This window comes from Sphingomonas sp. (assembly GCF_035758555.1).
GTDB lineage: Bacteria > Pseudomonadota > Alphaproteobacteria > Sphingomonadales > Sphingomonadaceae > Sphingomonas_B.
Map to the genome: position 1 here is coordinate 1 of NZ_DASTXI010000135.1, position 11,071 is coordinate 11,071.

The window sequence follows — 11,071 nt, forward strand, 5'->3', positions numbered from 1 at the left end:
TCTGTGCCCGGATCTTCGGCCCCATCAAGGACTACGAGTGCTTGTGCGGAAAGTACAAGCGCATGAAGTACAAGGGCATCGTCTGCGAGAAGTGCGGCGTCGAGGTCATCCAGTCGAAGGTTCGGCGCGAGCGGATGGGCCATATCGAGCTGGCCGCGCCGGTCGCGCATATCTGGTTCCTGAAGTCGCTGCCGTCGCGCATCGGCCTGCTGCTCGACATGCAGCTGAAGCAGCTGGAGCGCATCCTCTATTTCGAAGCCTATGTGGTGATCGAGCCGGGCCTGACCCCGCTTGAGCGCTACCAGCTGCTGACCGAGGACGAATTGCTCTCGGCGCAGGACGAGTATGGCGAGGACGCCTTCTCCGCCGGCATCGGCGCCGAGGCGGTCCGCATCATGCTCGAAAATCTCGATCTGGAGGGCGAGCGCGTCCAGCTGCTCGAAGAGCTGGCGACCACCAAATCGGAGCTGAAGCCCAAGAAGATCATCAAGCGGCTGAAGGTCGTCGAGAGCTTCATCGAATCCGGCAACCGCCCGGAATGGATGATCCTGAACGTCGTGCCGGTGATCCCGCCGGAGCTGCGCCCGCTGGTGCCGCTGGACGGCGGCCGCTTCGCGACGTCGGACCTGAACGACCTTTATCGCCGCGTCATCAACCGCAACAACCGCCTCAAGCGGCTGATGGAGCTGCGCGCGCCGGACATCATCGTCCGGAACGAAAAGCGCATGCTGCAGGAAGCGGTCGATGCGCTGTTCGACAATGGCCGCCGCGGCCGCACCATCACCGGCGCCAACAAGCGTCCGCTGAAGTCGCTCTCCGACATGCTCAAGGGCAAGCAGGGCCGCTTCCGCCAGAACCTGCTCGGCAAGCGCGTCGACTATTCGGGCCGCTCGGTTATCGTCACCGGTCCGGAGCTGAAGCTGCACCAGTGCGGCCTGCCGAAGAAGATGGCCTTGGAGCTGTTCAAGCCGTTCATCTACGCCCGCCTCGACGCCAAGGGCCTCAGCATGACGCTGAAGCAGGCCAAGAAGTGGGTCGAAAAGGAACGCAAGGAAGTCTGGGACATCCTTGACGAGGTGATCCGCGAGCACCCGGTGCTGCTGAACCGCGCGCCGACGCTCCACCGCCTCGGCATCCAGGCGTTCGAGCCGGTGCTGATCGAGGGTAAGGCGATCCAGCTTCATCCGCTGGTCTGCGCCGCGTTCAACGCCGACTTCGACGGCGACCAGATGGCCGTGCACGTCCCGCTGAGCCTCGAGGCGCAGCTGGAAGCGCGCGTTCTGATGATGTCGACCAACAACATCCTGTCGCCCGCCAACGGCAAGCCGATCATCGTGCCGTCGCAGGACATGGTGCTGGGTCTCTATTACCTGTCGATGGAGCGCGACGGCGAGCCGGGCGAGGGCATGCTCCTCTCCGATATGGCCGAGGTGCACCAGGCGCTCGACAGCGGTGCGGTGACGCTCCACTCCAAGATCGTCAGCCGCGTGCCGCAGACCGACGAGAACGGCGTCGCCTATATGAAGCGGTACGAGACGACGCCGGGCCGCATGCTGCTGGGCGAAACCTTGCCCAAGTCGCACAAGGTGCCGTTCGAGACCGTCAACCGCCTGCTGACCAAGAAGGAGATCGGCGACGTCATCGACGTGGTCTATCGCCACACCGGCCAGAAGGAGACGGTGCTGTTCGCCGACGCGATCATGGCGCTGGGCTTCCGTCACGCGTTCAAGGCCGGCATCTCGTTCGGCAAGGACGACATGATCATCCCGGCCACGAAGGACCGCATGGTCGATGAGACCCGCGACCTCGTCAAGGATTACGAGCAGCAGTATCAGGACGGCCTGATCACGCAGCAGGAAAAGTACAACAAGGTGATCGACGCCTGGAGCCGCTGCGGCGACCAGGTCGCGAATGCGATGATGGAGGAGATCAAGGCGACGCCGCGGCTCGACAACGGCCGTCTCGCCCCGATCAACTCGATCTACATGATGGCCCATTCCGGCGCCCGCGGTTCGCAGGCCCAGATGAAGCAGCTCGCCGGCATGCGCGGCCTGATGGCCAAGCCGTCGGGCGAGATCATCGAGACGCCGATCATCTCGAACTTCAAGGAAGGCCTGACCGTCCTCGAATACTTCAACTCGACCCACGGCGCCCGCAAGGGCCTGGCCGACACCGCGCTGAAGACCGCGAACTCGGGTTACCTGACCCGCCGTCTCGTCGACGTGTCGCAGGACTGCGTCGTCGTCGAAGAGGATTGCGGCACCGAACGGGCGCTGGAGATGAAGGCGATCGTCCAGGGCGGCGCCACCATCGCGTCGCTCGGCGAGCGCGTGCTCGGCCGCACCACCGCGGAGGACATCGTCGATTCCAAGACCAACGAAGTGCTGGTCGCGGAAGGGACGTTGCTCGACGAAGCGATGATCGCGCGGATCGAGGAGATCGGCATCCAGTCGGTGCGCATCCGTTCGCCGCTGATCTGCGAATCGAAGGGCGGCGTCTGCGGCGCCTGCTATGGACGCGACCTCGCTCGCGGCACGCCGGTCAACATCGGCGAAGCGGTCGGCGTGATCGCGGCGCAGTCGATCGGCGAGCCGGGCACCCAGCTGACGATGCGGACCTTCCACATCGGCGGCGCGGCGCAGCTGAACGAGCAGTCGAACCTCGAAGCGGTCAGCGATGGCCGGATCGAATATCGCGACCTGCCGACGATCGTGGACAGCCGCGGCCGCACCATCGCGCTCGCCCGCAACGGCGAGCTCGCGATCCTCGACATGGACGGCCGCGAGCGGGCCACGCACCGTATCCCGTACGGCGCCAACCTGCTGCTGGCCGACGGCCATATCGTCCAGAAGGGCGAGCGGATCGCCGAATGGGATCCGTTCACCATGCCGATCATCACCGAAAAGGCCGGCGTGGTGAAGTTCCAGGACCTGATCGAGGGCAAGACGCTCGTCGAGCAGACCGACGAAGCGACCGGCATCGCCCAGCGCGTGGTGACCGAATATCGCGCGACGTCCAAGTCGAAGGAGGATCTGCGTCCGCGGATCACGCTTCTCGACGAGACGTCGGGCGAGGCGGGCCGCTATATGCTGGCGCCGGGCGCGACGCTGTCGGTCGAGGACGGCCAGCAGGTTCAGGCCGGCGACGTGCTGGCCCGCGCCAGCCGCGAAGCCGCCAAGACCCGCGACATCACCGGCGGTCTGCCGCGCGTCGCCGAGCTGTTCGAGGCGCGCAAGCCCAAGGAGAACGCGATCATCGCGAAGGTCTCGGGCCGTGTCGTGTTCGGCAAGGACTATAAGGCGAAGCGCAAGATCGGCATCCAGCCGGAAGATGGCGGCGAGGTCGTCGAATATCTGGTGCCGAAGTCGAAGGTGATCGACGTTCAGGAAGGCGACTACGTCAAGCGTGGCGACAACCTGATCGGCGGCTCGCCCGATCCGCACGACATTCTGGAAGTGCTCGGCATCGAGCCGCTTGCCGAATATCTCGTGTCGGAGATCCAGGAGGTCTATCGACTGCAGGGCGTGAAGATCAACGACAAGCACATCGAGACGATCGTTCGTCAGATGCTGCAGAAGGTCGAGATCACCGAGGACGGCGACACCACCTTGCTGAAGGGCGAACAGCTCGACCGCGAGGAGATGGACGAGGTCAACGCGAAGCTGCAGCCGGGCCAGCGCCCGGCCGAGGGCAAGCCGGTGCTGCTGGGCATCACCAAGGCGAGCCTGCAGACCCGCAGCTTCATCTCGGCCGCGTCGTTCCAGGAGACCACCCGCGTCCTCACGGAGGCGGCGGTCCAGGGCAAGACCGACACGCTCCAGGGGCTGAAGGAGAATGTCATCGTCGGTCGTCTGATCCCGGCAGGCACCGGTGCGGGCATGAACCGCCTCCGTGTGGCGGCGTCCAGCCGTGACGCGGCGCTTCGTGCGGCGCATCGCGACTGGCAGGCTTCGCTGGTCGCGCCCGACAGCGCCGCCGAGGAGCACGCTGCCGAGCTGCGCCGTCCGGTCGAGGACGACAGCGGCGACGATCCGCTGAGTGTTGCCGTGGTCAGCGGCGACGGCAGCGACGAAGCCGCCGGCGATTACCTGGAGCAGTAAGCTCGGGCTTCAGAGCGAAAGACGGGCTCCGGCGGCAACGCCGGGGCCCTTTCTTTTTCGGAACTTGGGCAAAAGCCGGCGCGTCTTTCGGGCAGCACATCCGATGAAAGGCGCAGCCATGTCCAGGACCACTACCGACCATGACGAAATCCGCCGCTGGGCCGAAAGCAAGGGCGGCAAGCCCGCCGCGGTTGAAAGCACCCATCAGGGCGGCGACACCGGCATCGTCCGCCTGATGTTTCCCGACAGCAAACAGTCGGAGCATGGCGCGCTGACGGAGATCGGCTGGGACGAATTCTTCAAGCAGTTCGACGAGGCCGAGCTGGCGCTGATCTATGACGAGGACAGCATGTTCAGCAAACTGGTCGGCCGCGACACGGCCGAGAAGCGCGCGCACGGCGATCACGACGCGGCGCGCTAGGTTTCGTCAGCCCATTCCCGCGGAACAGTCGCAGGCGTGACCCGTTCGGGCAGCACACGCTCGAGGGAGGACCATCATGGCCTATGTCGAAGCCCGCGACGGAACCAAGCTGCACGTCAAGGACATGGGATCGGGCGAACCGGTCGTGCTGATCCACGGCTGGCCGCTGACCGGCGATATGTGGGAATATCAGACGCTGGCGCTGCTGGAGGCGGGCTACCGCGTCATCACCTATGACCGGCGCGGCTTCGGCCTCTCCGGCCACTGCGGTACCAGCTACGACTATAACATCTTCGCCGACGATCTGGCGGCGGTGATCGATGGCTGCGGGGCCGACCGCGTCAGCCTTGTCGGCTTTTCGATGGGCGGCGGCGAAGTCGCGCGCTACCTGTCGCGCCATGGCTCGGCCAAGATCGCACGCGCCGCTTTGGTCAGCTCGGTCGTCGCCTATCTGCTGAAGACCGACGACAATCCGGACGGCGTCGATGCCGGCGTGTTCGATGAGATGAAGGCGCAGATCCGGAAGGACCGGTTCGATTTCCTGCAGACCTTCGGCAAGCAATTCTACGGCGTCGGCTGGGTGTCGAGCCCGGTCAGCCAGGGCCTGCTCGACTGGACCTTCACGCTGGCGATGATGGCAGGCCCGAAGCCGACGATCGACTGCGTCGACGCGTTCGGCCGCACCGACTTCCGCCCCGACCTGCCGTCTTTCGCGGGCGTCCCGACGCTGATCATCCACGGCACCGGCGACAAGACCGTGCCGATCGACCCCAGCGCCCGCGCCGCCGCCCGCGGCATCCCGCACGCGCGGCTGATCGAATATGAAGGCGAGCCCCACGGCCTGTTCGCCACCGCGTCCGAGCGGCTGAACCGCGATCTGCTGGCGTTCCTGTCAGCCGAGCCTGCTGCCCCATCTGCTGCCCGGCAACCGGAGCTGGCCGCCGGCTAGGAAGGGGTCGCCCGTCAGGCGAGCAGGTCGATCAGCGCCAGCACCGGAGGGAGCGTCAGCGCCAGACCCAGTGCCAGGTCGAAGACGCGCGCCGGCAGGATCCGGCGGTCGCGTCTGACCATCAGCAGGTCGGCGAGGCTCATGCACAGGATCGAGGCGCCGCCGGCCGCCGTTGCCGCAAGCGCCGCGATGAAGGCGGGGCGGACGCGTTCCGGGCTGACCGCATGGGCCGGCCAGAGCAGCAGCGCGATCCCGCCCGCGATCAGACCGAGCCGGATCGCCCGCGGCAATGTCCAGATGTCGCTCACCCGCATCGGTGCGCCCTGCCCAGTGGCGCGGGTCGGTGCAAGCACCCGGCCCGTCGCGCGACCGAAAGCATCCGCCGCATTGAGCGGACCCCGTTTCCAATTCTCTCGTTCACGCCCGGCACAATGAAAGGGAGTCGCGCATGCGTATCAAGTCTCTGACCTCCGCCCTGATCGCCGGCAGCATGGTTGCTGCCATGCCGGGCGCAGCAATCGCCCAGACCGCTTCGTCGGCGGCCAAGCTGTCGATCGCGCATGCGCGCGCCGGCGCGGCGGAAGGCGACAGTCAGCTTGCAGGCGGCTCGGGCGGCGTCATCGCGCTCGCGATCCTGGCCGGCATCGCTGCGATCGGCGTGCTCGCGGCGGTGAACAGCGACGACGACGAATCGCCGGCCAGCCCGTAATCAGTCGAACAGGCTCGAGACCGAGCTTTCGTCGGCGATCCGCTTGATCGCCTCGGCGAGCAGCGGCGCGATGGTGAGGGTGCGGATGCGCTTCGCTTGGGCGATGCTGTCCGTCACGGCGATCGAGTCGGTGATGACGAGCTCGGTCAGCGGCGATCCGTCGACGCGGGCGACCGCGCCGCCGGACAGCACGCCGTGGCTGACATAGGCGACGACATCCTCCGCGCCTGCCTCGCGCAGGGCGGCGGCGGCGTTGCACAGCGTGCCGGCCGAATCGACGATATCGTCGACCAGGATGCAGAAGCGTCCGGCGACGTCGCCGATGATGTTCATCACTTCGGATTCGCCGGGGCGCTCGCGGCGCTTGTCGACGATCGCCAGCGGCGCGTTGTTGAGCCGCTTGGCGAGCGCGCGGGCGCGGACGACGCCACCGACGTCCGGCGACACCACCATCAGGTTCTGCGCCGGAAAGCGGGCGAGGATGTCGGCCGACATCACCGGCGCCGCGTAGAGATTGTCGGTCGGGATATCGAAAAAGCCCTGAATCTGGCCGGCGTGCAGGTCGACCGACAACACCCGGTTGGCCCCTGCGACCGTGATCAGGTTGGCGACGAGTTTGGCCGAAATCGGCGTGCGCGGCCCCGGCTTCCGGTCCTGCCGGGCATAGCCGAAATAGGGAACGACCGCGGTGATCCGCTTCGCCGACGCCCGTTTCAGCGCGTCGATGCAGATCAGCAACTCCATCAGATTGTCATTCGCGGGAAAGCCGGTCGGCTGGACCACGAACACATCCTCGCCGCGGACATTCTCGTGGATTTCGACGAACACTTCCTCGTCGGCGAACCGGCGCACGCTCGCTTCGGTCAGCGGCAGCTCCAGATACTCCGCGATCGCCTGGGCGAGCGGCAGGTTGGCGTTTCCGGATAGGAGTTTCATGGGCGTCCCGCTGTCACGATTCTGTCGCGGCTTTAGATCGCCGAGGCCCGGACGGGAACCCTTCCTTGTCGCGAGCATCCGCCCTAGATGCGCCGCATGACCGACCGGCTCCGTATCGCCCTTGTCCAGATCAGCCAGCGCGTCGGCGATATCGCCGGCAATGCCGACACGATGCTGGCGTGGCGAAGCAAGGCCGAAGGGGCCGACCTGGTCGTGTTCCCGGAGCTGCAGCTGATCGGCTATCCGCCCGAGGATCTGATCCTGAAGCCGGCGCTCCACGCCCGCGCCGAGGAGCATCTGCAGCGGCTGGCCGAGGCCACCGCGGACGGCGGTCCGGCGATGATCGTCGGCACCGTCCGGGCAGAGGGCGACCGGCTCTACAACACGCTGAACCTGCTCGATGGCGGCCGCATCGTCGGCTCGACACGCAAGCACGAGTTGCCGAACTACGGCACGTTCGACGAAAAGCGCTGGTTCACGCCCGGGCCGCTGCCGCAGCCGATCGACTGGCGCGGCATCCGGCTGGGCCTGCCGATCTGCGAGGATATCTGGTTCCCGCCCGTCTGCGCGCATCTGAAGGAACAGGGCGCGGAGCTGCTGATCGCGCCGCACGGCAGCCCGTACGAGATCGACAAGGATGATCTGCGCACCGGCCAGATCGCCGCCGATCGCGTCGCCGAAACGAGCCTGCCGCTGGCCTTCCTGAACCGAGTCGGCGGGCAGGACGAGATCGTGTTCGACGGCGCGTCGTTCGTGCTGAACGGCGACGGCACGCTGGCCCACCAGCTGCCCGACTGGGAAGAGGTGCTGGTGATGACCGAGTGGGAGCGTGGCCCCGGCGGCTGGCGCTGTGCGCCGGGCGAAATTCACGCACTCGATCCGCATCCGGCCGACACCTATCACGCGATGCTGGTGGGCTTGCGCGACTATGTGAACGCGAACCGCTTTCCGGGCGTGCTGCTCGGCCTGTCCGGCGGCATCGACAGCGCGCTGTCGGCGGCGGTCGCGGTCGATGCGCTCGGGCCGGACCGTGTGTGGTGCGTGATGCTGCCGTCGCGCTTCACGTCGCAGGAATCGCTCGACGATGCCGCCGAATGCGCGCGAATGCTCGGCGTGCGGCTGGACAGCGTCCCGATCGAGCCGGCCGTCGCTGCCTTCGACGCGATGCTGGCGCCCAGCTTCGCCGGCCGCCCCGCCGATCTGACCGAGGAGAATATCCAGGCCCGGGCTCGCGGCGTCACCCTGATGGCGCTCTCCAACAAATTCGGCCACATGCTGCTGACCACCGGCAACAAGAGCGAGATGTCGGTCGGCTATGCGACGCTCTATGGCGATATGGCCGGCGGCTATTCGGTGCTGAAGGACGCCTATAAGACGACGGTCTTCGAGCTCTGCCGCTGGCGCAACGCCAACCGCCCGGCGCTCGGCCTGGGCGGCGACGGGCCTGTGATGCCGGAGCGGGTGATCGACAAGCCGCCCTCGGCCGAGCTCCGCGCCGACCAGAAGGATTCTGACTCGCTGCCGCCATACGATGTGCTCGACCCGATCCTGCACGGCCTGGTGGAGGAGGAATTGTCGGTCGACGCCGTCGCCGCGCGCGGCTTCGACCGCGACACTGTCGCCCGCATCGAGCGCCTGCTCTACGTCGCCGAATACAAGCGCCGCCAGGCACCGCCCGGCGTCAAGCTCGGGAAGCGCAATTTCGGCCGCGACCGCCGCTACCCGATCACCAACGCGTTCCGGACGGCGTAGGTCGACAGAGCTGAGTTTCTGGCCTATATTCTGGCCAGAAAGGATGCGCCATGCGCCACGTGCCTCTCGCCGCGTTCAAGGACAAGGCATCGGAATATATCGCTGCGGCGGAAAAGGGGGAGGAGATCATCATCACGCGCCACGGCAAGCCCGCCGCAAAACTGACAACCGCGATAGATCGGGAGGAGCGCCAGCGGCGCGCACGCGAGGCGCTCGATCGGCTGGCGCAACTCCGCGCCAAAATGCGGGCGGAGGGCCGTACCGCCACGATCGAGGAGATGATTGCCTGGAAAAATGAGGGACAGCGTTGAGCCTGCTTGTCGTTGATGCCTCGGTTGTCGGGCCACTGGTTTTTGAAGACGAGCGAAGCACTTTGACCCCTGCTATAGAAGCGTTGATCGCGTCGCAGGATTGCTCGACGGCCGCGCATTGGCCGCTTGAGGTCGCCAACCTGATCCTGATGGGCGTTCGGCGGGGACGTGCTCTTGTCGCCGATGCGCAGCAAGCATTTGAGCTGCTGGACGGACTGGGGTTGGCGTTGGACACAGAAACGGGCACTCGTGCCTGGAGCGCCTCTTATCAGCTTGCCTCTAAGCATCGGCTGACGCTCTATGACGCAGCCTACTTGGAATTGGCTAAACGCTCATCGGCCGGTCTGCTCAGTCTCGACAAGAGACTAGTTGAGGCTGCCCTTTCCGAGGGCGTTGCTGTTCCGGTGCTACCGTGATCGTCACCCGTTTCGCGCCGTCGCCGACCGGCCGCGTCCATGTCGGCAATCTGCGGACCGCGCTGCACAATTGGCTGTTCGCGCGTCAGCGGGGCGGGCGGTTCCTTCTCCGGATCGACGATACCGATCGCGAGCGGTCGGAGGAGCGGTTCGTTGACGCCATTCGCGCCGACTTGGGTTGGCTGGGGCTCGACTGGGACGGCGAGGCGCGGCAGTCGGAGCGGTTCGCCCTGTACGAGGAGCGGTTCGCGGCGCTGCGTCATGCCGGCCGCGTCTATCCGTGTTTCGAGACACCGCAGGAGCTAGAGCTAAAGCGCAAGGTGCAGCTCGGCCGCGGGCTGCCGCCGGTCTATGACCGCGCCGCGCTGAAGCTAAGCGAGGCGGATCGCGCGCGGCTGGAGGGAGAGGGGCAGCGCCCGCACTGGCGCTTCAGGCTCGATCACGACGCGCCGATCGAATGGGACGATCTGATCCGCGGCCCTCAGCGTTTCGATCCGAAGCTGATGAGCGACCCCGTGGTCCGCCGCGCGGATGGCTCGTGGCTCTACCATCTGCCTTCGGTGATCGACGATATGGACATGGGTATCACCCACGTTGTGCGCGGCGAGGATCATGTCTCGAACACCGCCGCGCAGGTTCAAATGTTCGACGCGCTGGGCGCTGCGTCGCCCACTTTCGCGCACGAGGCGCTGCTGACGGGCGCGGAAGGCAAGTTGTCGAAGCGGCTCGGCGCGACAGATGTCGATCACTGGCGCGAGACCGGGATCGAGCCGCTGGCGCTCGCGGCCAAGCTCGCGCGCATCGGCACCAGCCTGTCGGTCGAGCCGGTCGCAGCGATGGCGCCGCTGGTCGAGCGGTTCGATTTCGCTACGTTCGGCCGCGCGCCCGCCCGCTTCGACGAGGCGGAGCTGGCCAAGCTCAACGCGCAGACCGTGCACCTGCTCGGCTTCGAGCAGGTCGCAGAACGCCTGCCCGCCGGCATGGACGCGCGCGCCTGGGAAGCAGTGCGGCCGAACCTTGAGCGTGTCTCGGACGCAGCCGACTGGTGGCACGTGATCGAAGGTCCGGTCGCAGCAAGCACGCCGGACGAGGACCGCGACTATCTGCGCGCAGCCGCAGAGGCCGCCGCGCAGATCGACTGGTCCGCCGACCCCTGGCACGCACTGACCGGCGCGCTGAAGGAAGCGACCGGCCGCAAAGGCAAGCCGCTGTTCCTCCCCCTCCGCCGCGCGCTGACCGGCCTGGATCACGGCCCCGACATGGCCGCCCTGCTGCCCCTGATCGGCCGCGAGCGGGCGATCGCACGGCTGGAGGCTGCGGCTCGCTAGATCGTCACCCCGGACTTGATCCGGGGTCCACCTTCTTGCAGCCGTCAGAGGGAAAGGTGGATGCCGGATCAAGTCCGGCATGACAAAGGAAGATGCGTGGCCAAGCTCTATTTCTACTACGCCTCGATGAACGCGGGGAAATCGACGAC

The 11,071-nt window shown here is 66.6% G+C and carries 10 protein-coding genes; 8 read left to right on the forward strand and 2 right to left on the reverse strand.

All coding sequences use genetic code 11. The annotated features are described in order from the left end of the window. From rpoC to VFT73_RS08320, 3 genes are all read left to right on the forward strand, one after another. Positions 1-4,100: DNA-directed RNA polymerase subunit beta' (gene rpoC, locus VFT73_RS08310; RefSeq protein ID WP_326409799.1), on the forward strand; the 4,100-nt coding region annotated here is incomplete at its 5' end. A 118-nt stretch (positions 4,101-4,218) separates the two neighbouring features. Continuing rightward, positions 4,219-4,521 (forward strand): hypothetical protein, encoded by a 303-nt coding sequence (locus tag VFT73_RS08315; protein WP_326409801.1) that lies wholly within the window; start codon positions 4,219-4,221, stop codon positions 4,519-4,521. Positions 4,522-4,597: 76 nt separating this feature from the next. Next, positions 4,598-5,470, forward strand: coding sequence for an alpha/beta hydrolase (locus VFT73_RS08320; protein WP_326409802.1), 873 nt, complete (start codon positions 4,598-4,600; stop codon positions 5,468-5,470). A gap of 14 nt (positions 5,471-5,484) precedes the next feature. Here VFT73_RS08320 and VFT73_RS08325 read toward each other — a convergent pair whose 3' ends face one another. Continuing rightward, positions 5,485-5,784 (reverse strand): hypothetical protein, encoded by a 300-nt coding sequence (locus VFT73_RS08325; protein ID WP_326409803.1) that lies wholly within the window; start codon positions 5,782-5,784, stop codon positions 5,485-5,487. Between the two features lie 134 nt (positions 5,785-5,918). Between VFT73_RS08325 and VFT73_RS08330 the strand changes: the two genes are divergently transcribed. After that, on the forward strand, positions 5,919-6,179 hold the full coding sequence (locus VFT73_RS08330; protein ID WP_326409805.1) for a hypothetical protein: 261 nt from the start codon (positions 5,919-5,921) through the stop codon (positions 6,177-6,179). On the opposite strand, the gene VFT73_RS08335 is transcribed toward VFT73_RS08330, so the two are convergent. Beyond that, entirely contained in the window at positions 6,180-7,115 is a 936-nt protein-coding gene (locus tag VFT73_RS08335) for a ribose-phosphate pyrophosphokinase (protein ID WP_326409806.1), read from the reverse strand. It lies immediately after the preceding gene. 96 nt (positions 7,116-7,211) lie between these two features. Between VFT73_RS08335 and VFT73_RS08340 the strand changes: the two genes are divergently transcribed. Genes VFT73_RS08340 through gltX form a run of 4 tightly spaced genes read left to right on the forward strand, consistent with a single transcriptional unit; the run spans position 7,212 to position 10,922 of the window. Then, positions 7,212-8,867, forward strand: coding sequence for an NAD+ synthase (locus VFT73_RS08340; protein ID WP_326409807.1), 1,656 nt, complete (start codon positions 7,212-7,214; stop codon positions 8,865-8,867). Positions 8,868-8,917: 50 nt separating this feature from the next. Continuing rightward, a complete protein-coding gene (locus tag VFT73_RS08345; RefSeq protein WP_326409809.1) occupies positions 8,918-9,178 on the forward strand; it encodes a type II toxin-antitoxin system prevent-host-death family antitoxin in 261 nt (86 codons plus the stop codon). Further along, positions 9,175-9,594 carry a type II toxin-antitoxin system VapC family toxin gene (locus VFT73_RS08350; protein WP_326409811.1) on the forward strand — a complete coding sequence of 140 codons (420 nt, stop codon included), beginning with the start codon at positions 9,175-9,177 and terminating at the stop codon, positions 9,592-9,594. Before VFT73_RS08345 ends, VFT73_RS08350 begins: the two co-directional genes overlap by 4 nt. After that, positions 9,591-10,922 carry a glutamate--tRNA ligase gene (gltX, locus tag VFT73_RS08355; protein WP_326409812.1) on the forward strand — a complete coding sequence of 444 codons (1,332 nt, stop codon included), beginning with the start codon at positions 9,591-9,593 and terminating at the stop codon, positions 10,920-10,922. Before VFT73_RS08350 ends, gltX begins: the two co-directional genes overlap by 4 nt. Positions 10,923-11,071 lie beyond the last annotated feature (149 nt).